This is a genomic window from Anaerobacillus sp. ABD4_527 (assembly GCF_056160805.1).
Map to the genome: position 1 here is coordinate 563,304 of NZ_JBSWXZ010000002.1, position 21,229 is coordinate 584,532.

The window sequence follows — 21,229 nt, forward strand, 5'->3', positions numbered from 1 at the left end:
CTATTAAAACTAGCTGTGAAAATCAATTAGCGACGTAACAAAAAACCACCGAGACGGGTGGTTTTTTTAAAAAGAAAAGAAGTAAGTTTGGGACAATCTTTTTGTCATGTCGCTATTATTGGTTACTCCGCCACAACTGTTCGAGCACAATTACAAGTCCAGTTCCAACAAGTAGCCCGTTGCTCATCACATTTTGGACGAGGGTTGGCAGCTCACGAAACACTTCTGATGGAAGGAACATCGCTCCCATGCCGAACAGGTAGGCGACACCGATGATCGTTAGTTTCCTAGAATCGAGTGGTTCTAGGGTAAAGCTCTTGATGCCAATCGCAACAAGTTGAACGAATGACGCCATGAGTGCGGCGTTAGCAACAGGTGAGGGGATGCTTGAAATCAATGCCATGATCGGTGGGAAAAAGGCAAACAACACTAGTAAAATTGTAGCGAACACGAACGGTTTCTTACGCCTTTGTCCGGTAAGAGCTATGAATCCAGATGACGTTGCGGATGGTACGTTCGCAACGGTAGCCATCCCTCCCGCAATGATGTGGTTGATGCCAGAGAACATCGTCCCTTTGTTCATCTGTGTACCGCGTTCTTCCCCGTCACGACCTAACGTTTGCCTCACAGCGACGATCGAGGCAACGATGTTGGATATCGAAATAATTGCAGTAATAAATGCGATCGGTAAAACGCTCAAATCAAATTGAGGCGGGCCGAATGCGAATAGCTCCGGTACGGAGAATAAGCTGTAGGATGCTTGCTCCTGTCCGCCTAGTATGACTCGGAAAAGTACCCAGCCGATGATGATGCCGATAAAGACAGCGTAGCTGCTCACCCACCCTCTACCGAACGTCGATAAGCCAATCACGCAAAAGAAGGTGAGGAAAGCAATGACCGCTTCTGTTCCTTGAAAGGTGTCTGAGCTTCCTTGTATTCCTAGCATCCCTTTCAGAAGCGGGCCGCTTAACTGAACGGTTAACAATAAGAAGAACGACCCCGTTACGAGGGGGGTGAAGATCGGCAAGATTTTTTGCGAAATCTTAAAAGCTCCGAATAAAAAAAGGAAGCCACCCGTTACGATCATTGTTGTTTCTAACGTTTGTAACGTTCCTAAGTAAGTGCCGCCACCTTGCACGCTTGTCACTGCCATCACGGTGAAGATGCTAACCCAAATGCCAGCTGGAATTTCCATGATGGGGAGGCGGTGTCCGAATAGCGCCTGAAGTAGGGAGGCGATGCCGACGGTGAAGAATGTTCGCTGCATAAGCCCTGATACTTGTACAAAATTAAGTTCATAAATCGATCCGATTACAATGGGTAAGGCAACCGCACTCGCGATTAGAAACACGAACCATTGAAAGGTTTCTAGCATGTCGGTTGCCAGGCTGGGTTTTGCCACGTTAAACGCTCCTTTGATTTTCTCTTTGAACAACCCCATTAGTCTATCATGTCTTTCAAGGAAAGTGGTGGAAGACTGTAGGGGGAATTCAATTCATAGGAGAGGGAGCTTAACCTATTTTAGAATAAGTTTCCTTATTTCGCTTTTAGTTCCTTTGCTGAATGATTGAGTTCGCAATTTCCACCATATTTTCTTCATTAAAAGGTGATTCTTCACCAGGGGCCACAACGCCTTGTATTGAGAATAGTGCATTCTCGTTTTTACTCAGCCACATGAGTTCTGTTATCCCGTCGTTTTCCTTGTAATAACCATCGATATCATTACTAAGTTGTTGATTTGGCTCACTACCCATCGATACGCCTATGTCTTTTTGATCTTTTATCCATAGGTTCAATTGCTTCTTGCCATCTTGGTAATAGATGTCCATCGTATGGGGAGTGAGTTCTGTTCCTGCTTCTCCTTCAATCGTAGGATCATCAAGTGGAATGGCATCGAGATCAGGAGCCGTAATTTCATTTCTAAATTCCTCTGGTAGTTTTTCAAGTTCGCTTTTTATTTCAGGATGGTTTTCCTTAAGCGCTTCTAGTTCATTTTCAGTGGAGCTAGCACCGCTAGTATTACAAGCTGCTAATACGATGAGTAAACCAGCGATTAAAAAAGGTAGTTTGAATTTCATATGTAGATCCCTCCTAGTTAGGGTTACGAAACAGAACGGAATACGTTTCAAAATCATAGAAGATGAACTGGAAAGGGACCAAAAGTCACAGCACTGTCAAACTTATTCCCTTAGAGTCCTGCTATAATTAGGTTAGAAGTCATGACAGGAAAGAGGGAATGGTATGAGTACAGAAGCACAGTCCAAACTATTATATTCACTAAGTATTGTTCAGGTGGTTCTTGCTACCTCAATTCTCTTCTTACCACTGATGTATCTGATGTATCCTGAACAGGAAAGTCTTCTATTAGGAAGCTTGATCACGTTTGGTGCGCTGAATCTACTAGCTGGTCTTTCGAATCGTATCAAAGGCGAAAACCGGTCCGGCTTATTCTTTTCGATTGCTGGCGTCGTGATTCTTGCTACGGGTGTAAGTTTATTACTCTTTTAAATATCGTACTGTTGGATAGAGGGAACTTCTTGATTTTTCAAGAAGTTCCCTTTTTGTGCTTCTCTGACTGGTATGAATGTTATGATGGTTGGGTGGTTTTATCCATTATTTAGGTGGAGGAGTCTGATGCATGATAGTTTTACAGGTTATTTCTATGACGAGTTTGGTATTCCTCGCTTTACTGAAGTTCGACGTCGTTTCAGTTGGGGTAAGCGATAATATTATTCATTATTTATTCAATGCGAGCGTGATGTTAACGATCTTCAGCATGATTGTACCGCTTGTTTCTTATGCGAAGTTGAAAAGAGCGGGCGTGAAGGAAGAACGTTTTCTAGATGATATCCTTCAGAAAATCGATCCAAAGAGCACCACGCAAATTTTTGTTTCAACCAAGTTTCTGAAGAATAATGCCGCAGCGCTTTATCGGAAAAATGAGATGGTGATTGTAGTTGGAGAAAAGCTTTTACAAACGCTTGATGTAAAGCAGTTAACGTTTTTGATTGCTCACGAGTACTACCATGTGAAAAAGAATCATCTGATTAAGAATGCTCTCTCGTTTATTTTTGTTCTGTCAGGTGTGCCAATCGCTATACTAATCATCACGTCGAATGTAGGATCAATGATTCCAATCATTCCTCTTCTGATCTTTGCATTTGTTACTTATATCTCTTGTTTCATGATGCACTTTGTTTTCTCTAGGAAGCGAGAATTCGAAGCTGATCAATTTGGGAGGTCATTCGTAGAAGCAACTGATGCTAGCGAAACGTTAGAGAAGCTAAAAGAACACAAGTTAGTGGATGAGAAAAGCTTCAGTTTGTTTGCGACGCACCCTTCGATAGAAAAGAGGATAAGCAAGGTAAGCTAATTCGACAGGTACCAGGCACCTCGACAGGTGCCTGGTACCTGTCGAATGTGTGTCAAAACCTTTTGACACACAGTTGGGATTATATTACAGTGTAGGTGTAAAGAGTATTTGACATATGAGTGGTGATGAATGTGGAAAATAACATCAAGTTGCTTCGCCAGAAAAGAAACCTCTCGCAGAAAGATCTCGCAACGGCTTGTTCCGTTTCGCGGCAAACGATCAATGCCATCGAGAACAATAAGTATGATCCTACACTCCATCTTGCGTTTGAATTGGCTTCTGTTCTCGAAACCCCGCTAGAGGAGTTATTTAACTACAAAAGGAGTGAATGAGATGCAGTTACTTATCCAAGGTATCGTGGTTGTCATCTGGATATTCTTAGCAGGATTCCTAACTGGGAAACGCGACTATCCATTTGGCAAGAGTGACGATGAGAGGAAGCGTGAAATCAAGAAGCGCTCGATTACACAGAGTTGGTTAACGGTATTGCTGTTTCTCGTCATCAACGTTTTATATGGTTTCTTTAATATCCGTGGTGGTGCCACAGAACTAAGTAATACAAGTTTAGAGCTATTCTACATAGGAATTGCAGTTCTTTCGTACATGATGTTTTATGGGATTAATTCGAAGAAGATGAGTGCGTAGTTTGTCATTAAAGAAGACGAACGAATGAGGAAGGTAAAACTCAAAGTTTTGAGATTAATATCACCGAATACATTAGTTTTTACATTATAGACGAAAAGAACAGTGGGAGGTTCATTCCTTACCGCATTCAAAATATGTGGTTGATATTCGGAGTAGATATTAAAGGTGTGTGTTCATATCAAATCAATTTTGAAAGTAACCTTAACAGCGATAACGATGACGATGGGCTGTCTCGTTGGCTTGATGGCATTTGGGTACAAGATGCTCATCATATCAGATATCCCCGTTTCCTTCACAACAACTGAAGCTATTTGGTCACAGACGTTCTTTTTCGTTTCAACGTTACTCCTAGCAATAGCACTAATGTCATTAAAAAGTAAGCTTGGACGAGGTATTTCGTTAGGCGTACTCGTTCTCATTTTTCTATTCAATCTATTAGTCTTGAAAACTGACATAACGAATGATAGTGCTGCTGTTGCACAGCTTCAATTAGCACCAGTATTGCATATTGGCTTCTTAGTTGTGATAAATCTTTTTCTACTTATGGACAGAGAGAAGAGGCGATGAGGGATTACCACGTTGATGGTAATCCTACTAAACATCGGGGTTGGTACTATTGGCGAGAAGAGAAATTGGTTCATTATTTTACAACAATGATTAAATAAGACGAGGAAATAGTGGAGCAGGAACTAAGTAAAATAGGTTCCTGTTTTTTTACATCTTGTATGGAAATTAATTGAAACTTTTACCACTGCCATTCGTATCTATTACTAAGAAGACGGGAGTGAATCACATGCACTTATTCGAAATTAATGTGACGAAGAAAGATGAAAACCTTGTGATTAAATGGCAGCTAAGTAAGATTGAGATTCCAATATCGGAAATCGTAGAAGTCGATTATGACAATACGTTTGGAGGGAAAGTGAAGTCAGCTATTCGGATCGGCAACCCTTATGCAAGCACGGATACAGTCGTGATCAAGACAACAAAAGATACGTACATCTTATTTACCAACATTGGTGGAATGAAGGAAAGAATTTTATCGTACGTCGCTTAGTGAAGTTAGGGTTTACGCTAAACCAAAAATAAAAGGGAGCAATCAATATGGAGATCTACGTAGTGGTTCTATTTACTGCCGCTTTTCTATATGTAGCCAATAAGATAGGAGAAAAAGATATCTACCATATCCATTTACCTACCATTCGATAAGAAGCTTATTCATGGTAAGCTTCTTTTTTCATGGAAACAACAATTGCGGAAACTACCCTGTTTTGAAATAATTGGTAGGGATACTCAAGGAGGACAATTGCCGCGAACTACCTAATTCCTTATGGAGGGAGACGTTTGAAGAATCTAGTAAGGAAAGCCATCTACTTAATGATGACACTCTGTATCTTTCTGATCGAGTGGAGAGTGGTAGGATGGCTTTGGAATAAGTACATACCATTTCATTATAAGACTGATCTGATTGGACTCCTTTTCGTATTACCGGTAATGGTGGGGAGCTCCTTCTTACTAGCAAGTCTCGCAATGAAGGTTTTAAGAGAATAATAGATTTCATGAAGGGAAGAATGACGTTGGTAGAAACGATACGCGAACGACTAAACGAATTATACTCAGTTGATCTAAACAATGTAGAAGCCGTCACAAATGAGATGTACCGGTGTCATGCTGAAGATGGAACGTACTATGCGAGAGTTACGAATTACAAGAGTTTCGATGAGCAGGCAGAGGAAGTTCGCTATACGGAATTTCTACGAAACGAAGGCGTCGGCATATCTCCTGCAATACCGTCACGAAATGGGAACGTTGTTGAAACCCTTTCGCTTCCAGATAAAGATGTGTTAACGGTGCTGTACGAAGCTGCGCCTGGCAAACACCTGCCGAGGAGTGAATGGAATGCAGATGTGTTAAAAGAGTTGGGGCGTCAGATTGGACGCTTGCATCTTGCTTCTAAAAAGTTTGAACAAACGCATCCGACCAAGCACATCGATGACTGGTATGCTAGCGGGGAATATGACTTTCTTGCTCATATTCCAGAGGAAGAACGTGTGATTCGAGCAATTGCGGAAGACGTTCATACAACGATTAAGAACATACCGAGAACAGATGAGAATTATGGATTACTGCACGGCGATATCTGGCTAGAAAACACCGTTGTTGATGATGATGGGAACATGACGTTTATCGATTTTCAAGATTGCGAGAAGCACTTTTATATTTTCGACCTAGCCGTACCGATCTATAGTGCGATCGAGTATACATTCACAGGTGGAGGCAACATCGTGGACTTTGGACGTGAGATTACGAGTGCGATTCTCGAAGGGTACGAAGAGGAGAATGAACTTTCACAAGAGATGGTGGAGAAGCTTCCTCTATTTATCAAGTTAAAAGAACTCTTTGAGTACAGCTTGATGCACATGTACTGGGATAAAGAGAAGCTTACTGAGGACCAGATGCGAATCATGAATCATTTTAGAATGAGGATCGAACGAGGTCATTCGTTTCTTGATCTGTAAGGTTCACATCTATGAATTTTAGTTGAAAAGAGGAATGCAGATGAATTTACGATCGAAAAAACTAGGAGGCGTACTAACAAAGTTTCTATGGGTGGATATTGTCCTATCGACGATTTTATTAATCAATATTTTTATAGTGAGAACGATTGGTGTTAGTGAATCGTTCTTGTACTATGATTCCGCCGTCACAGTTATTTTGAGCATTAATTTTCTAACTTGTATCGTGCTGTACCTTGTATGGCTTTACAAAGTACATAACGATTTACGAGAAATGAATGCCTCGTACCCAATCACTCCAGGTGGAGCGCTAGCACGCGTGATGATCCCGATTTACAACCTATACGGTTTATGGAATGTGTACGCCACGATGGCGAAGTATTTTAAAGAGAGCTCTCCAGCCTTTGAAGCAGGAAAGAAGCTCGCGATTTATACGCCAATCTATTACTTTCTCTATGTGATTACGAGTGTTATCAATTCGTCTCTCAACATGCAGTCAGATTACGATCCCTTTACGTTCATTTGGGTCGTTTCGTATATAGGAGATGCTGTGCTAGTGTTCATGTTTATTCTGATTGTAAAAGTGGTGACTACTGCTTTAATGAACTTGTCTGAGGAGCATTCGAACCAGGATGAAGAAGAGAATGCTCATTCGCTCTAACTGAAGGCATCTTGAAAAGAGGAGAGCAGATGGTTGATCAAGTAAAAAGTGAAAACATCACGGATGACGCGGTTCAATCGTTTTTGCAAGAGGGATACGAATTAGTATTTATGGAATATGTGATGGAACATGACTTGTCAGAGATTCCTAAACTCGTCCACTCAGTTCCTTTGACACTTAAAAGTTGGACAGGATCTTCTGAAAAAGACTTTTACGATGTGTATACTGCGTCGTTCAAAGATCGGCCAGGATTCCCAGGGTGGTCGGTGGAGAAATGGGTGGAGTGGATCTCATCGAGTCCAACCTTTCTTCCTAAACGTTCGTACCTCGCAACTGTTGAAGATGAACGAGTCGGGTTTATTGCGGCCGATGCTGACGAGGAGTTTCCAGATGAGAAAGGCTATATCGTTCAAGTTGGGGTTATCCCGAAATGGCGTCGTAAGGGGATTGCTGCAGAGTTGACATGCTGCTGTTTAGAGGCGTTTCGTCAAGATGGAAAGAACTCGGTCGTGCTCCATGTTAATCAAAATAATCCAGGTGCGATTGAGCTTTATGAAGAGTTGGGATTTAAGACGATACGTAGAAGAGGGACATTTGAGAGAGTGTAACCATGAGAGCTTGGAAGGCAAGACTGCCTCCAGGCTCTTTTTTATTTGCTTAAACACTGGAACATCAAGGGATTTTAATTAATATAATAATCTAAATGACATATATATGTTGCAAAAAGACATTCTTATTATATAATGGAAAAAGAAGGTATTAATTAACAATTTGTGGGGTGGGGAAATGAGTATGGAATTGAAACGTCTTACAAAGTCGTTCAAGAAGGGTGAGTTTGCCCTGTCTGAGATCGACTTTACGCTACAGCATGGAGAAATCGTTGGGTTAGTTGGGCCGAACGGAGCTGGGAAGACGACATTGATGAAAGTATTATCAGGACTGATCGTCACGTATGATGGGGAATTCGTTAACAATTCGGAAAAAGTCGGAAGCTTGATCGAGAAGCCAAAGTTTTTTCCAAGTAAGAGTGGGGCGTACAACATCAAGTACTTTTGTGCACTGTATGGAGCTAGCACTGAGCAGGTTGATGAAGTCGTTCAGTCACTTGGAATGGCTCCTTATTTAAAAAAGAAAGTAAAGCATTACTCGCTCGGTATGAAGCAGCGGTTGGGGATTGCGCTTGCGCTCGTCTCGAATCTAGACTATCTAATTTTAGATGAGCCGACGAACGGGATGGATCCTGATGGGATACGGAATATCTTAAGCTACCTCAAACGTCTTGTGGAGGAGAGGAACATCGGGTTGCTGATCTCGAGTCACATCTTAGAGGATGTTGAGAACATTAGTGACCGTGTTTATGTGATAAAAAACGGGGCGATCATCAGCGAGTATACCGGCAAGCAAGTTGAGCGCATTTTGAGTATCACGCTATCTAATCAAGATCGACAGAAGGCGGTCGCCATCTTAAGTCAGCGCTGGGATGTGACGCATAATGGAGCAGAGGTAAGTGTCCTGTCGGAGGATGTGAAAAGTGTGTTGAAGGAGCTTGCTGAGGAAGGAATTTACCCAGAAAACGTGGAGAAAAAGCAGGCGACGTTAGAGGATTTTTATTTTGAACAGATGGAGAGTGAAGCGACATGAATGTTGGAAAATTCCTAGCACTTGAACTAAAACGAAATGTGATCAGTCTTCCATTATTTTTATCGATCGTACTTTCACTTGCACTTGGGAGCGGCATCATTTATTCGATCTACGAACTAGGTGGACCATTTCAGCCAAGAAACGTTGCGGGTCTATATGCGACGATTGCGATGGTCGCACTTGGCATCTACTCTGCAAAGGTAGTTGTCGCTGATCTTCATCACGGAACGATCTACCTGCTTTTTTCTTCTACTCGTGACCGTATCACGTACTTGATTTCAAGGCTTGTCGTGATGGGGGCTGTATCGACGCTGTTCGGAATCGGCTGCGGAGTACTTCTGTATGTGAACCATGTGCTGAACGGGCAGGCTTTTAGCTTGAGTGACGTTGGGGCGGCTATTCTTCATTACGTGCTATTCGGATTGTTCTTCACGCTTCTGTTTTTCGTCATCTCGATGTTTTATCAGAAGACAATGAACATCATGATTATTGCGCTTGTGACGATTCTCGTTCTACCAGGCCTCCTCGGAATGGTGCAAATGGTTGAAAGTTTACCTGCTTTTGCGAGAGAGTTCATCGGTCATCTTCCTCTGTATACGCTGCCGAATAACATTGGCTTTCTGGCGATGGAGGGGTACGATATGATGATTACGGTGTTTGTGTCGCTCTGCTTGTTTGCGTTTGCTTTTATAAAACTACCTAAGGTCGATTATTGATAGGGGGGAAGAGGCATGGGATTGTTTAAACGAAAGGTATTTGATGAGCGAGTAACAGCGCTTCAGAATGGTATTTTCCGGGAACTTTATGCCATTGTGGTAGGGCTTTGTGGGCTGTCGATTTGCTATGAGCAGTTCTTTGGGGACATTAGTTTAGGAAAAGTCTGGCTTGAGCTTGTGATCGTTATTGGGGGAGGCGCATACTATGTCCTACGCTCGTCGATGCTTGGCATTTTCACGGATGAGGTTGAGATGCATGATCGGTCGAGTAAGTGGAAGATGAACACGAAAAATATGGTGATCAGCGTACTTGTTGGACTGGGCATTTCGTTAACGTTCGCGACGATCAATTCACAGCGATTCGGTGAAACGAGAGCAGAGACGATTGAGTTCTTCTTCGTTATCTTTTTCGCGTGTATGATGATGTATATTCCCTTTATGTTTGCCATTCTTGTCCTTCCTTACGCGTTGGCGAAGTACCGGAGTGATAAAGTGAACGAGGAAGAGCTCGAGGACATGGACGATGAAGATGAACAGGATGTGCGGTGATCAACGTTGAAAAATAAAAAGCTGAAAATGGCCAGAGTCGAACATGACTTATCGCAGCAGGAGCTTGCGAAAAAGGTAGGCGTCTCAAGGCAAACGATCGGACTGATCGAACTCGGAAAGTATAACCCTACCCTTCAACTATGTGTGGCGATCTGTAAAGCGCTCGGAAAAACGCTGGATGATTTGTTTTGGGAGGAGTGAGGGACGGAGGGACAGGTTCCTTGTCCCAGCTGCTGATGTATAAGGGGAGAGGGACAGTGAACCTGTCCCCATGTCCCAACAAAAACAGGAGTGTATGCGAATGATGCATACACTCCTGTTTTCGTTTAGCTTTTAACCTCCGTATACACTTGAAACGTAACACCGAACCTATCCGTTACATCGCCAAAACCAGGACTAAACGGTTGTTCTCCAAATGGCATGTTGACTTTCCCACCTTGTTGGAGAGCTTCAAAGATCCGCTTTGATTTTTCCACATCGTTCGTTGTGATGCCAATGGTGATCTGCTTGCTTTCCTCTACAGGTGTTGCGTCAGGAACGTCTGAGATCATGAGTTCTGATTCACCAACTTTTAACTTTGCCGATGCCACAAAATCTTTCAGGTCGTCTGTATATGTATCGGGCATCTCTGGCATATCTCCGTAAGTAAGGGTCCAAAGGACTTCGGCATCGATTGCTTTTTCATAGAACTGAATAGCTTCTTTTGCATTTCCTTTCAAGTTTAAGAAGGGGGTGAGTCTTAGTACCATTAGGAATCAACTCCTTTGTTTTGTTTTATTATAGCATTTGTTGGGGGGCGGAGGGGGGACAGAGGGACAGGTACCATGTCCCAGTTGAGATAACAGGTAAGAGGGACAGTGAACCTGTCCCTCTGTCCCTGATGAACTTTATGAACAAAATGCTCAAAATGAAACAAACCTTTCTTATTTCCGTTTTATTAAAATCTTACAAAAGATTAGATATAGTTTGGTTATCGGGAATGTAAGCGATTACAAATTAGGAGGGTTATCAAGATGAAAAAAAGAAAAAGCATGTTTATGTCACTATTGTTAGGAAGCGCACTTGTCTTGAGCGCGTGTGGTAGTAGTGAGAGTTCTAGTAGTTCATCAGCAGATGGTGGTGAATGGAGTCCAACAAAACCGATTGAGATGATCGCACCAGCTGGAGCTGGTGGTGGTTGGGATACCACGGCTCGAACCATCTCAAAAGTGATGGAAAAAGAAAACGTGATCGATAAGCGTATGGCTGTTGCCAATAAACCTGGTGGTGGAGGAGCCGTCGGTTGGTCTTATGTGGATAAGAAAGGCGGCGACCACACCCTTTTCGTCACATCACCGCCGATTTTGTTCGTTCCTTTAAACGGTCAATCTGATCTTGGTCATAATGATTTTACGCCGATCGCTGGTGTTATCGCAGACTACTCAGCTTTTGCAGTCCCTGCTAATTCACCGTACGACTCTATGAACGATCTTGTTGAAGCTCTAAAAGAAGATCCAACTTCCGTTTCGGTTGTGGGGGATTCTTCTCCTGGTAGTATGGATCACATGGCTTTCGTTAAAGCGGTAAAAGCAGCAGGTGTTGATATTAAGCAGCTGAAATACGTGTCAGCTCAAGATGGCAGTGGGATGAGCATGCTGCTTGGTAACAAAGTGGATGTTTACTCAACTGGTCTCGCTGAAGCAACGGAACAGGCACGCGCCGGTAAAGTGAAAGTGCTTGCCGTGACGTCTCCTGAGCCGCTTGAAGGTGAAACGGTATCAGAATTTCCAACGCTAAAAGAACAGGGAATCGAAGACGAATTCATTGTTTGGAGAGGGATTATGGGACCAAAAGAGATGAGTCCTGAAGCGAGAGCATTCTATGAGCAAGCTGTGAAAGACATGATGGAAACGGACGAGTGGAAAGCTCAGCGCGATAACTTTGGTTGGAATGATAACTTTATGTCAGGTGAAGAATTCCAAGCATTCCTTGATCAAGAAAAAGAAACGATGGAATCACTTTTGAAGGAAGTCGGTCTAGCAAAATAAGAAGGGAACGAAAGGTTAGCACATGCTGACCTTTCGTATTACATAAAAGGCAGGTGACACGCTATGCTCGCTAGTGTTGAACGAAAAGTAGCTTTGTTTTTGTTCGTATTTTCGTTTGCATATCTCGTCTTTACTTTTAACCTACCACCATTTCCGTATGCCATCGTAGACGCTGATGCGCTTCCGAAAGGACTCGGATTTTTACTCGCGGCACTTTCAATTCTATTGTTTATTCAAAATCCTGTTCATGACAGAAAGAAAAGTAATATGAAAAAAGATGAAGTGCTGATGTTGCTTGCAGTTGCTGGCCTCATATTCGTCTATATTCTTTTATTTGAGCTACTTGGATTTGTTGTGGTCACGATTCTTTTCTTACTCGTTACGTCGCGATTGTTAGGTTATACAAAATGGAAGTCGTTGATTGCCGTTGCGGTTGGCTTTACGCTTGTGCTCTATTTTTCCTTTAATTACTTACTACAAATCTATTTACCTCAGGGGATCTTGCCCTTTTAGAAAGGAGGAAAGATGATGGATACGATTTCAAATATGCTGTATGGCTTTCAAGTTGTTTTAACGTTCCAAAATATCCTGTTTGTCTTTATCGGCGTTCTTGCTGGGACACTGATCGGAATGCTCCCTGGACTTGGTCCTATCTCAGCGATTGCGATCATGATTCCGTTAAGTTATGGCATGGACCCGGCTTCTGCTCTTATTCTCATGGCTGGGGTTTACTATGGGGCCGTTTTTGGCGGTTCAACATCATCTATTTTATTAAACGCACCGGGAATATCGGGGACCGTTGCAACCTCCTTCGACGGGTACCCGCTAGCGAAGCAAGGTATGGCAGGGAAAGCACTAGCCATTGCAGCCATCTCATCATTTGCGGGTGGAACAGTGAGTGTTGTTGCCCTCATGTTAGTTGCTCCCCTGATGGCAAGCTTTGCGGTCTCGTTCGGACCAACTGAATACTTTGCTCTCATGCTGCTCGGGTTAACAGCCATCGCGAGCTTGTCGGAAGGCTCAACTGTAAAAGCGTTGATATCTGCCACAATTGGGTTAATCATCGCTACGATTGGCGTCGATCAGCAGACAGGGACACAGCGTTTCACGTTTGGTAGCCCGAATCTTCTTGAAGGTATCGACTTTTTAATCATTGCACTTGGATTGTTTGCACTTGCTGAAGTATGCTCGCTAATTCTGTCTAGGAAATCGAAAATGATGGGCGGAAATACGAACGTTGGGTCGTTGAAAATCACGAAGAAAGAAGCAAAAGACATCTCGGGACCAATTGCGAGGCACTCTGTGCTCGGATTTATCCTTGGAGTGCTCCCAGGTGCTGGTGCAACGATCGCTTCGTTCATGTCGTATATTACAGAGAAGAAGATTTCAAAGGACCCTTCTTCGTTTGGAAAAGGGAACATCAAAGGACTAGCTGCACCCGAGACGTCGAATAATGCTGCAACGAGCGGGGCTTTCGTTCCGCTTTTAACACTAGGGATTCCAGGCTCTGGTACCACTGCAGTTCTTCTTGGGGCTCTCCTCGTTGTTGGTGTTCAACCTGGACCATTGATGCTAACTGATCACCCAGATGTATTTTGGGGTGTGATTGCAAGTATGTATCTCGGTAACATTTTCTTACTTGTCCTGAACTTGCCGCTCATTCCGTTTATCGCGCGTATTCTCTATATTCCAAAAGCGCTGTTGATCTCGCTTGTGATTATTTTCTGTATGATCGGAGTGTATGGGGTTAGCTTCAGCACGTTTGATCTTTATCTTCTACTAGCATTTGGGATAATCGGGTTTATAATGAGACTCATAAACTTTCCAGCAGCGCCACTCATTCTAGCATTTATTCTAGGAGGAATGATGGAACAATCCTTTAGGCAAGCACTTACGATTTCAAACGGAAGCTACATGACGTTTTTTGATAGCACGGTAACCGTCGTTCTACTTGTTCTTTCAGTTCTTTCTCTCACGCTGCCTTTTATCAAAAGTAAGCTAAGTAAAAAGAAAGAAGAAGAAGAGAAGGAGCATTTAGCATCTTAAAAGAAAGAGAGAGAGCCGCTTTCATGATAGTTTGAAAGCGGCTCTTTACATTTGTTAGTTATACTGGATGATAGCGTCGCTCAGGTCTGCCTACCGATCCATAAGACAGATCAGCATCCACATTTCCTAGCGAAACCATGTATTCTAAGTATCTTCTCGCAGTTGTTCGACTACATCCCATCACACTGCCAACTTCTTCTGCCGTCATGCCTTGAGGCGTGTGCTCTAGCAGAACTCCTTTCAATTTCGATAGTGTTAGAGGATCGATTCCCTTTGGAGCGGCTTCGGTTACGGTAGCCCTTTGAGCGCCATGTCTCGTAAACAAGTGATCTACTTCTTCCTGACTCACGATTTTCTGACGGTTCATTTCACCACGTGTTTGCTTGAATTTTTCAAGGGTTTGCTTAAAACGATCAAAGATAACCGGTTTAATGATGTAATCGATCGCACCACCACGGAGCGCTTCTTGAACTGCTTCTATTTCTTTTGCAGCGGTTATCATCATGACGTCCGTTTCTTTGTAATGTTCACGAATGTGCCACAGCAATCCCAGTCCGCTTTCTTCTGGAAAAAAGATATCGAGTAGAACGAGGTCTGGCTCTAGAATTTCAAGAAGTTCTTTTCCTTCGGTAATGCTTGAAGCAACTCCAATAACAGTGTAACCAGGGACGTTTTCCGTGAACTTCTGGTTGATTCGAGCAATTCGCTGATCATCCTCAACAATCAATACTTCAATTTCAGACATTGGTATCATCCTCCTTAGGAATCACAACTGTGAAAGCAGCGCCACCGTAACGGCTTTTGGATATCGTGACATATCCGCCGAGATAATTGAGTGCATTTTTCACGAGAGAAAGTCCGATTCCTCGATCTTTTCCATCCTTACGACTAAATCCTCTTACAAAGATCTGTTCCATTTCATCATCATGTATGCCGTTCCCCGAGTCTTCTATTTCAAAGATCAAGTCTCTTCCAATATCCGTCATGAAGAGGTGAATCATTCTCTCATCTTCCTTTTTCTCAAGGACAGCATCCATGGCATTATCGATTAAGTTTCCAACGATCGTAACGATTTTTTCTTGCTCCAGCCATTCAGGAAGGTCACTCATATTGCTTTCTTCATCGATTGAAAACTGAATATGCAGCTCATGAGCTCGGTGGTACTTACCCAGTATTAGCGCTGAGATGATAGGGTTTGGCACTGCCTTTACTAATAGCTGAACAACCTCCTGATATCCAATCGCTTCCTTATGTATTAAGTCGATGGCTTCATCATATGCACCTAACTGAATCAATCCTAAAATGGTATACAGCTTATTGGCGTATTCGTGTGTTTGAGAGCGAAGCACATTCGCGTAGCTTTGGACTTGAGAGAGTTCTCGTGATAGCGCTTCGATTTCAGTTTTTCTTCTGAAACTAGAAACAACGCCCGTGACCTCACCTTTTTGAATGATTGGAATTCGGTTCACAATCACATGATCTTCCCCTATGATGCTTTCTTGATCATATTCTGCTTTTCCGGAATGTAAAACATCTGGCATTCTTGTGTTTGGTAAAACGGACAGAATATGTTGTCCTTCTAAACTTTCTTTTTCATCTCGATTCAGCATGCGATGCGCCTCTTGATTGGCAAGTGTGATTTCACCTTTCTTATCAACCGCAATAATGCCTTCTCGAATCGTTTGAAGAATGGTATTTCGCTCTAAAAACATCGCTCCGATTTCGGAAGGTTCGAGACCAAAAATAGACCGCTTTACGTTTTTTGCAATGAAAAATCCACCTGTTAAACCGAGTAACAAGATCATTCCTATTAAACTCATCACTTTTAACTCGAATCGATCGACTTTCTGTTCGATATCCTCTATTAGAAAGCCTACGGAGACGATACCGATAATCTCTCCATCGTCAAAGATTGGCGTCTTTCCTCTTAAGGAGGACCCAAGAGATCCTTCTGCTTTTGAGACGTAGGATTCCCCGCCTACCAAAGCTTGCTGGCTATCTCCGCCTACCATCGGTTTTCCAATCCGATCAAGTACAGGGTGGGCTACACGGATGCCACCTTTATCGCCAACCACAATAAATTCAGCTTCTGTTTTAGACCGAAGATCCTCAGCGATGGGTTGAATGATTTCCGATGGATTCTCTGACTTCATCGCTTCAATCACCGCTGGCATCATCGCGACAGATTGAGCTACATTTAACGCACGCTCTCCCATCTGCTCCTCAACACTTGTTGAATATAAGTGTGTAAAAATCAGCCCAATACTAAACAAAACTGTAAATAAGAGTGCCAATATCATTAATGATAATTTAGTTTGAAGAGAAAGTGATTTCATTCTACCCATGTACCCGCTTCCTGACTGAATTGTCTTACTATTATTCTAACGATGACCTAACAAGAGCACAAGACTAAGGAAGTGAGGGACGTAGGGACAGGTTCCATGTCCCAAAATTATTAGGTAAGAGGGACAGTGAACCTGTCCCTGCGTCCCTCTTGAAATATTTAGATTATTGTGTATAATTCGATTCATTAGCTATTCGACTTGTCATACGAGGTGAGCATTTGATCCGTCGATTTACCTGTCGAAACCACTGGCATAAGGGAGTGTAGTCTATGAAAATCTTAGAATCAATCAGTAATCTTGCAGGAAAATACTTCGCTCTATGGGTAATTGGAGTAGCACTGATTGCTTACTTCATTCCAACACCGTTCTTAGGGTTAGGAAGTTACATTACGATTCTATTAGGAGTCGTGATGTTTGGGATGGGACTTACACTGAAGCCAGTGGACTTTAAACTGGTTCTAAAAAAGCCTGTTCCTGTCATCATAGGAGTGGCTGCTCAATTCATCATCATGCCTTTGATCGCCTTGCTTCTAGCCATCGTCTTCCAGCTGCCGGCTGAGTTAGCTGCTGGTCTCGTATTGCTCGGGTCTGTACCTGGTGGAACATCGTCGAACGTAATGGTTTATTTAGCGAAAGGGAACCTTGCTCTTTCTGTTGCGATGACATCTTTGTCTACGATGCTCGCACCGATCGTAACCCCGCTCATTTTGCTAGCACTAGCCGGACAATGGCTGCCAGTCGATCCGATCGCTATGTTTCTATCGATCGTACAAGTCATCATCGTACCAATTACGTTAGGGGTACTTGTTCGAAAAGTGTTTCCAACCGCAGTTGATAAAAGTACTGCCGTCATTCCGCTGATCTCAGTCTTGGCAATCATTATCATCGTGTCTGCTGTTGTTTCTGCAAACGTTGAGAGTATTACAACATCAGGTTTGTTAATCTTCTCAGCTGTGATGGTTCATAATTTAGTTGGACTCTCGCTCGGCTACTTTACAGCATTCATGATGAAGTTAGATGAAAGTAAGCGACGTGCGATTTCTATAGAAGTTGGGATGCAAAACTCTGGACTCGGTGTTGCCCTTGCAACAGCTCACTTCGGTCCACTAGCGGCACTTCCAAATGTTATCGCAGCAGTTTGGCATAATATATCGGGGCCGATTCTTGCTACGATTTGGTCGAAGAAACCGATTGAACCAAAAGAGAGTGATTCAAGCACTCAGGTTAAAACTGAGTTGCAAAGGACCGGAATTTAAACGAAAGCCCAGGTCATATCGTCGATGACCTGGGCTTTCTATGAATAAAGAAGCCATAGCGTGTCAGGCCGACAACGTCTGACACGCTATATGTGTTTAGTAGATGGGTAGTTGCAAGCCCCATGTAGGTGAGAGGGACAGTGAACCTGTCCCTCCGTCCCCCAAAAAAAGGAGACATGACGAACGATGACGAATTAATAGAGAATAGTTCCTATTTCTAAAGGACGGCATAAAACAACAATCACTCAAGTAGTGAAGGGGGAATGAAAGTGAACGACCTTTCTCGTGCTGTGCTAGATCACGTTTCTTACGGAGTCTTAGCCATCGACACGGAGTATCGCATCACGTTACTTAATAAATCTGGAGCAAGTTTACTAGAATTATCACCTGAAGAAGTGCTGGGGAGAGACATGTATGAGGTGTTCCCTGATGCTCCTGAAGAGGTTCGGCATGTAGAGAGGACGGTTAAGACTCATAAAGAATATCACATCGATGTGATGCCTTATCAATATGGGAAATACGATACATTCCTCTCGATTCAAACGAGACTGCTTCGAGAAGATGGCATCGTCTGGGGTGCAATGGTTGAGTTTACAGATGTCACAGACCTCTATAAAAAACAATTGCAGCTCGTAAGTCGTGTCGAAAGCTTGTCAGTAAACGTCATTCCTCTTAGTGAAGGAATCGCAGTACTTCCTCTGCAATCCACGATGGATGAAAATGAGTTTAATCATATCATTGATAAAGGGGTCGAAAGGGTTTCAGAGCTCAGGGTGAGTAGATTGATCCTCGACCTTTCCTCGATTGGAAATATTGATCCTGTTCTTCTCGCAAACATTCAAAAGTTAGTAAAAACAGTTTCCCTCATCGGTACGAACGTCATCATCACGGGAGTCCGTCCGTCTGTCGCAATCGAGTGGAGTAAATCGCATGAAGAGAACGTTCAAGCAGCCTTTTATCAGAATTTAGGAATCGCATTAAGAGACGTGTTTGGGTGAGGGACGAAGGGACAGGTTCCTTGTCCCAGTGACATATCAGGTTAGTGGGACAGAGGACCTGTCCCCGTGTCCCAGAAAAGAGGAATGCCCATGAATGAGTTACAGAAAGTAATCGACACCTTCAAATTGAACGTGCTAGCAGTCGAGAATGTTCCAGAGTCATTTAGCTCGACTGTATATAAGGTGAACCTCAGTAATCAACAGCTTGTATATATTAAAATTCCATATTCCAAAGTCAAACGAGACCGTGAAGTAACGGTTCTCAAGCGTTTAGAAAACGAGCTGCCTGTGCCGAAATTGCTAGATTACTGGGAAGGTGATGATGACATCACTGGAGCACTATTATTATCTGCAATCGAAGGGGTTCCTCTATCTGAAAAAGTTGACCCCGCGTTGGCATATGATATCGGTGTTCATCATGCCAAACTACATGCCATCGTTCCTGAGAATTCGGATTTTGAGAGCGCCGTTTCGAACGAGTATGACGATTGGGCTCAGTTCATTGAACGACAGTTTTATTCATTTGCAGAGGATGTGAAGGAAGTCATCGATCACAGGTTGTATGAGCGATCACTTCACCATTTTCACCAGCTCCAGCATTCTCTTCCACCTAAAGTTGGTCCGAGTTTTATACATATGGATTTTCGTCCAGGAAATATTTTGGTTTATGAGAATCGCGTTGCAGGGATTATTGATTTTGAAAGTGTCAGAATCGGTTCAACAGAAATCGACTTTACAAAGATTAATCGTGATATCTTCAGCGTCTTTCCGGGAACGTTAGAAGCCTTTCAGGAAGGGTATCGATCGATTCGTCCACTAATCGACCTAGGAAAAGTGTTACCTTTTTATGCATTCGTAGATGCTTTCAACTCGATTGGCTGGTGCCAAAGGAGAGGGATTGAAAGAAATCGGTCATTTATGGAGCGGAACTATGGTTTGTTAAAAGGGTTTCTCTATAAGACTTGAGGGACAGCGAACCTGTCCCCGTGTCTTGCAATCTGTTAAACTATGGAAGGAGAGAGGGACGAAGGGACAGGTTCCATGTCCCAACTAAACTAATTGATATTCACGTGAGAGGGACAGTAAACCTGTCCCCTTGTCCCGCAAAAGGAGCAATTACGTTGAAAAGACTACATAAAGTAAATGTCACCCTGTTTAGCTTATTACTGATCAGCTTAATGCTCATGATGCTAATCGTCTACAGAGACATAAACAGCAACCTAGGAATAGGATTCGTGATCGCTGGTTTGGTGTTCCTGTTTCTCTTTGTTTTCTATCTTGCCATCCTTTCCATCGTGAAATTGTTTGGAATGGACCGAGATGAAAAGAAGGGGAGGCTTCTAAAGTTTTTAGCTTGGTTTGGAGGTCTGACCGTGATGGATGTTGCGGTCTCGTTGATCACGTCAACGGACATCCGTCCCCTTGATTTCTTCACGTCGTTCGGGATTGCAGTTGGGATCACGTTCTTCGATGTGTTGTTTTTCAAGCGGCAACGGTACGACAAAGGCGTTACTCCTAAGTAGGGGTGCGTCTTTTTGTTTAGGAAAGGAGGTAACTGTATGAAGATAAAAGGAATCGTCTATGTCCTGATCGGGGCAGGAAGCTTTGGGTTCACACCGATCTTTGTGAAGACAGCCTTTGGCTACGAGTACTCATTAGGGCAGGTCAATCTTGTTCAGATGCTGCTCGCCTTCCTATTATTACTCAGTTTATGCCTGCTACAAGGATTAAGAGTTAACCAATCGAAAAGCAATCTGGTGAAAATTATGATGACAGGGACGGCGATGGGATTAACGAGCATTTTCTATTACGGTGCGATGTTGTATTTGAGCGCATCATTAGCCATCATCATGCTCTTTCAGTTCGTCTGGATCGGCATGATTTACGAATGGATCTTCAGCAAGGTCAAGCCAACCAGAATGAATTTCCTCTCATTGCTCGTCACGTTGACAGGAGTTGTGTTCGCGTCGAACATCATCGTTAGCGGGGTGTCGTCACTTCATCCCCTCGGCTTATTGTTAGGATTTCTCGCAGGCGCATCTTATGCAGGCTTTATTTTCTTTAGCGGGCAAGTTGCAACAGAATCCAATCCAATCGTACGCAGTATGCTGATGGTGGCTGGTTCTCTCGTTCTCGTCCTAATCGTGTTCATTCGAGACATTCCAACGATCGCTGTGATAGACGGTCGTTTGTTGTTATTAGGGATAGGGCTTGCGCTTGTTGGAGGTGTCATTCCGACGCTGTTCTTTGCGAAGGGCGCTCCGCTCATTTCAGGAAGACTCGCGAACGTACTAAGTTCCATCGAACTGCCTGTTGCCATCATTTCGGCGATGATCGTGCTGTCGGAAGCCGTTTCGTTTTTACAGTGGATAGGGGTGCTGTTGATCGTCGCAGCGATCGTAATCAATGAACTCGGGGATATGGCGAGAGACAAAGCTCTTGGGTAAGGACGTGTT

At 43.2% G+C, this 21,229-nt stretch carries 27 protein-coding genes; 22 read left to right on the forward strand and 5 right to left on the reverse strand.

Going from position 1 to position 21,229, the window contains the following annotated elements; all coding sequences use genetic code 11:
- Window positions 1-115 precede the first annotated feature (115 nt).
- Together ACXAHI_RS14975 and ACXAHI_RS14980 are read right to left on the reverse strand one after the other, a co-directional pair.
- Window positions 116-1,402 carry a purine/pyrimidine permease gene (locus tag ACXAHI_RS14975; protein ID WP_474849166.1) on the reverse strand — a complete coding sequence of 429 codons (1,287 nt, stop codon included), beginning with the start codon at window positions 1,400-1,402 and terminating at the stop codon, window positions 116-118.
- Between the two features lie 145 nt (window positions 1,403-1,547).
- Window positions 1,548-2,078: a hypothetical protein gene (locus ACXAHI_RS14980; protein WP_474849168.1), complete on the reverse strand. Its 531-nt coding sequence runs from the start codon at window positions 2,076-2,078 to the stop codon at window positions 1,548-1,550.
- A gap of 163 nt (window positions 2,079-2,241) precedes the next feature.
- Between ACXAHI_RS14980 and ACXAHI_RS14985 the strand changes: the two genes are divergently transcribed.
- From ACXAHI_RS14985 to ACXAHI_RS15050, 14 genes are all read left to right on the forward strand, one after another.
- Complete coding sequence (locus tag ACXAHI_RS14985) at window positions 2,242-2,508, forward strand: hypothetical protein (RefSeq protein ID WP_270181170.1); 267 nt, start codon at window positions 2,242-2,244, stop codon at window positions 2,506-2,508.
- Between the two features lie 130 nt (window positions 2,509-2,638).
- A complete protein-coding gene (locus ACXAHI_RS14990) occupies window positions 2,639-3,373 on the forward strand; it encodes a M48 family metallopeptidase (protein WP_474849170.1) in 735 nt (244 codons plus the stop codon).
- Between the two features lie 131 nt (window positions 3,374-3,504).
- Window positions 3,505-3,705: a helix-turn-helix transcriptional regulator gene (locus ACXAHI_RS14995; protein ID WP_270181172.1), complete on the forward strand. Its 201-nt coding sequence runs from the start codon at window positions 3,505-3,507 to the stop codon at window positions 3,703-3,705.
- 1 nt (window position 3,706) lies between these two features.
- Complete coding sequence (locus ACXAHI_RS15000) at window positions 3,707-4,018, forward strand: hypothetical protein (protein WP_474849172.1); 312 nt, start codon at window positions 3,707-3,709, stop codon at window positions 4,016-4,018.
- Between the two features lie 165 nt (window positions 4,019-4,183).
- Window positions 4,184-4,585: a hypothetical protein gene (locus ACXAHI_RS15005; RefSeq protein ID WP_474849174.1), complete on the forward strand. Its 402-nt coding sequence runs from the start codon at window positions 4,184-4,186 to the stop codon at window positions 4,583-4,585.
- 226 nt (window positions 4,586-4,811) lie between these two features.
- Complete coding sequence (locus ACXAHI_RS15010) at window positions 4,812-5,075, forward strand: SunI/YnzG family protein (RefSeq protein ID WP_474849176.1); 264 nt, start codon at window positions 4,812-4,814, stop codon at window positions 5,073-5,075.
- A gap of 287 nt (window positions 5,076-5,362) precedes the next feature.
- Window positions 5,363-5,569, forward strand: a complete 207-nt coding sequence (locus tag ACXAHI_RS15015) for a hypothetical protein (RefSeq protein ID WP_474813049.1) — start codon at window positions 5,363-5,365, stop codon at window positions 5,567-5,569.
- 20 nt (window positions 5,570-5,589) lie between these two features.
- Window positions 5,590-6,537 carry a phosphotransferase enzyme family protein gene (locus ACXAHI_RS15020; protein ID WP_474849178.1) on the forward strand — a complete coding sequence of 316 codons (948 nt, stop codon included), beginning with the start codon at window positions 5,590-5,592 and terminating at the stop codon, window positions 6,535-6,537.
- Between the two features lie 40 nt (window positions 6,538-6,577).
- Window positions 6,578-7,195: a hypothetical protein gene (locus ACXAHI_RS15025; RefSeq protein WP_474849180.1), complete on the forward strand. Its 618-nt coding sequence runs from the start codon at window positions 6,578-6,580 to the stop codon at window positions 7,193-7,195.
- 29 nt (window positions 7,196-7,224) lie between these two features.
- The gene (locus tag ACXAHI_RS15030; RefSeq protein WP_474849182.1) at window positions 7,225-7,803 is read left to right on the forward strand and encodes a GNAT family N-acetyltransferase; all 579 of its coding nucleotides are present in this window, start codon (window positions 7,225-7,227) and stop codon (window positions 7,801-7,803) included.
- A gap of 184 nt (window positions 7,804-7,987) precedes the next feature.
- On the forward strand, window positions 7,988-8,836 hold the full coding sequence (locus ACXAHI_RS15035) for an ABC transporter ATP-binding protein (RefSeq protein WP_474849184.1): 849 nt from the start codon (window positions 7,988-7,990) through the stop codon (window positions 8,834-8,836).
- The gene (locus tag ACXAHI_RS15040) at window positions 8,833-9,552 is read left to right on the forward strand and encodes a hypothetical protein (protein ID WP_474849186.1); all 720 of its coding nucleotides are present in this window, start codon (window positions 8,833-8,835) and stop codon (window positions 9,550-9,552) included. Before ACXAHI_RS15035 ends, ACXAHI_RS15040 begins: the two co-directional genes overlap by 4 nt.
- A 15-nt stretch (window positions 9,553-9,567) precedes the next feature.
- The gene (locus ACXAHI_RS15045; RefSeq protein ID WP_474849188.1) at window positions 9,568-10,101 is read left to right on the forward strand and encodes a DUF6773 family protein; all 534 of its coding nucleotides are present in this window, start codon (window positions 9,568-9,570) and stop codon (window positions 10,099-10,101) included.
- A 6-nt stretch (window positions 10,102-10,107) separates the two neighbouring features.
- Window positions 10,108-10,302, forward strand: coding sequence for a helix-turn-helix transcriptional regulator (locus ACXAHI_RS15050; protein ID WP_270181183.1), 195 nt, complete (start codon window positions 10,108-10,110; stop codon window positions 10,300-10,302).
- Window positions 10,303-10,427: 125 nt separating this feature from the next.
- On the opposite strand, the gene ACXAHI_RS15055 is transcribed toward ACXAHI_RS15050, so the two are convergent.
- The gene (locus ACXAHI_RS15055) at window positions 10,428-10,850 is read right to left on the reverse strand and encodes a VOC family protein (protein WP_474849190.1); all 423 of its coding nucleotides are present in this window, start codon (window positions 10,848-10,850) and stop codon (window positions 10,428-10,430) included.
- 264 nt (window positions 10,851-11,114) lie between these two features.
- On the opposite strand from ACXAHI_RS15055, the gene ACXAHI_RS15060 reads away from it, so the two are divergent.
- The 3 genes from ACXAHI_RS15060 (at window position 11,115) to ACXAHI_RS15070 (ending at window position 14,174) form a co-directional block, all read left to right on the forward strand.
- Window positions 11,115-12,128, forward strand: coding sequence for a tripartite tricarboxylate transporter substrate binding protein (locus ACXAHI_RS15060; RefSeq protein WP_474849192.1), 1,014 nt, complete (start codon window positions 11,115-11,117; stop codon window positions 12,126-12,128).
- 63 nt (window positions 12,129-12,191) lie between these two features.
- Complete coding sequence (locus tag ACXAHI_RS15065; protein ID WP_270181185.1) at window positions 12,192-12,641, forward strand: tripartite tricarboxylate transporter TctB family protein; 450 nt, start codon at window positions 12,192-12,194, stop codon at window positions 12,639-12,641.
- A gap of 15 nt (window positions 12,642-12,656) precedes the next feature.
- A complete protein-coding gene (locus tag ACXAHI_RS15070) occupies window positions 12,657-14,174 on the forward strand; it encodes a tripartite tricarboxylate transporter permease (RefSeq protein ID WP_442865182.1) in 1,518 nt (505 codons plus the stop codon).
- A 58-nt stretch (window positions 14,175-14,232) separates the two neighbouring features.
- On the opposite strand, the gene ACXAHI_RS15075 is transcribed toward ACXAHI_RS15070, so the two are convergent.
- Both ACXAHI_RS15075 and ACXAHI_RS15080 read right to left on the reverse strand, forming a co-directional pair.
- The gene (locus tag ACXAHI_RS15075) at window positions 14,233-14,919 is read right to left on the reverse strand and encodes a response regulator (RefSeq protein WP_474849194.1); all 687 of its coding nucleotides are present in this window, start codon (window positions 14,917-14,919) and stop codon (window positions 14,233-14,235) included.
- Window positions 14,912-16,519, reverse strand: coding sequence for an ATP-binding protein (locus ACXAHI_RS15080; protein ID WP_474849196.1), 1,608 nt, complete (start codon window positions 16,517-16,519; stop codon window positions 14,912-14,914). The genes ACXAHI_RS15075 and ACXAHI_RS15080 overlap by 8 nt, the downstream gene beginning before the upstream one ends.
- Window positions 16,520-16,788: 269 nt before the next feature.
- Between ACXAHI_RS15080 and ACXAHI_RS15085 the strand changes: the two genes are divergently transcribed.
- The 5 genes from ACXAHI_RS15085 (at window position 16,789) to ACXAHI_RS15105 (ending at window position 21,220) form a co-directional block, all read left to right on the forward strand.
- The gene (locus tag ACXAHI_RS15085; protein ID WP_474849198.1) at window positions 16,789-17,775 is read left to right on the forward strand and encodes a bile acid:sodium symporter family protein; all 987 of its coding nucleotides are present in this window, start codon (window positions 16,789-16,791) and stop codon (window positions 17,773-17,775) included.
- A gap of 269 nt (window positions 17,776-18,044) precedes the next feature.
- Window positions 18,045-18,773 carry a PAS domain-containing protein gene (locus ACXAHI_RS15090; protein WP_474849200.1) on the forward strand — a complete coding sequence of 243 codons (729 nt, stop codon included), beginning with the start codon at window positions 18,045-18,047 and terminating at the stop codon, window positions 18,771-18,773.
- A 90-nt stretch (window positions 18,774-18,863) separates the two neighbouring features.
- Window positions 18,864-19,739 carry a phosphotransferase family protein gene (locus tag ACXAHI_RS15095; RefSeq protein WP_474849202.1) on the forward strand — a complete coding sequence of 292 codons (876 nt, stop codon included), beginning with the start codon at window positions 18,864-18,866 and terminating at the stop codon, window positions 19,737-19,739.
- A gap of 155 nt (window positions 19,740-19,894) precedes the next feature.
- Window positions 19,895-20,296 carry a hypothetical protein gene (locus ACXAHI_RS15100; protein WP_474849204.1) on the forward strand — a complete coding sequence of 134 codons (402 nt, stop codon included), beginning with the start codon at window positions 19,895-19,897 and terminating at the stop codon, window positions 20,294-20,296.
- 36 nt (window positions 20,297-20,332) lie between these two features.
- Window positions 20,333-21,220 (forward strand): EamA family transporter, encoded by an 888-nt coding sequence (locus ACXAHI_RS15105; protein WP_474849206.1) that lies wholly within the window; start codon window positions 20,333-20,335, stop codon window positions 21,218-21,220.
- The last annotated feature ends 9 nt before the right edge of the window (window positions 21,221-21,229 follow it).

Coding starts and splice junctions, on each gene's coding strand:
- ACXAHI_RS15000 (WP_474849172.1), top strand. CDS start 3,707: ATGCAGTTACTTATCCAAGGTATCGTGGTTGTCATCTGGATATTCTTA.
- ACXAHI_RS14985 (WP_270181170.1), top strand. CDS start 2,242: ATGAGTACAGAAGCACAGTCCAAACTATTATATTCACTAAGTATTGTT.
- ACXAHI_RS15025 (WP_474849180.1), top strand. CDS start 6,578: ATGAATTTACGATCGAAAAAACTAGGAGGCGTACTAACAAAGTTTCTA.
- ACXAHI_RS15080 (WP_474849196.1), bottom strand. CDS start 16,519: ATGGGTAGAATGAAATCACTTTCTCTTCAAACTAAATTATCATTAATG.
- ACXAHI_RS15070 (WP_442865182.1), top strand. CDS start 12,657: ATGGATACGATTTCAAATATGCTGTATGGCTTTCAAGTTGTTTTAACG.
- ACXAHI_RS15020 (WP_474849178.1), top strand. CDS start 5,590: ATGACGTTGGTAGAAACGATACGCGAACGACTAAACGAATTATACTCA.
- ACXAHI_RS15065 (WP_270181185.1), top strand. CDS start 12,192: ATGCTCGCTAGTGTTGAACGAAAAGTAGCTTTGTTTTTGTTCGTATTT.
- ACXAHI_RS15040 (WP_474849186.1), top strand. CDS start 8,833: ATGAATGTTGGAAAATTCCTAGCACTTGAACTAAAACGAAATGTGATC.
- ACXAHI_RS14990 (WP_474849170.1), top strand. CDS start 2,639: ATGATAGTTTTACAGGTTATTTCTATGACGAGTTTGGTATTCCTCGCT.
- ACXAHI_RS15030 (WP_474849182.1), top strand. CDS start 7,225: ATGGTTGATCAAGTAAAAAGTGAAAACATCACGGATGACGCGGTTCAA.
- ACXAHI_RS15085 (WP_474849198.1), top strand. CDS start 16,789: ATGAAAATCTTAGAATCAATCAGTAATCTTGCAGGAAAATACTTCGCT.
- ACXAHI_RS15060 (WP_474849192.1), top strand. CDS start 11,115: ATGAAAAAAAGAAAAAGCATGTTTATGTCACTATTGTTAGGAAGCGCA.
- ACXAHI_RS15055 (WP_474849190.1), bottom strand. CDS start 10,850: ATGGTACTAAGACTCACCCCCTTCTTAAACTTGAAAGGAAATGCAAAA.
- ACXAHI_RS14980 (WP_474849168.1), bottom strand. CDS start 2,078: ATGAAATTCAAACTACCTTTTTTAATCGCTGGTTTACTCATCGTATTA.
- ACXAHI_RS15045 (WP_474849188.1), top strand. CDS start 9,568: ATGGGATTGTTTAAACGAAAGGTATTTGATGAGCGAGTAACAGCGCTT.
- ACXAHI_RS15010 (WP_474849176.1), top strand. CDS start 4,812: ATGCACTTATTCGAAATTAATGTGACGAAGAAAGATGAAAACCTTGTG.
- ACXAHI_RS15095 (WP_474849202.1), top strand. CDS start 18,864: ATGAATGAGTTACAGAAAGTAATCGACACCTTCAAATTGAACGTGCTA.
- ACXAHI_RS15105 (WP_474849206.1), top strand. CDS start 20,333: ATGAAGATAAAAGGAATCGTCTATGTCCTGATCGGGGCAGGAAGCTTT.
- ACXAHI_RS15075 (WP_474849194.1), bottom strand. CDS start 14,919: ATGTCTGAAATTGAAGTATTGATTGTTGAGGATGATCAGCGAATTGCT.
- ACXAHI_RS15035 (WP_474849184.1), top strand. CDS start 7,988: ATGGAATTGAAACGTCTTACAAAGTCGTTCAAGAAGGGTGAGTTTGCC.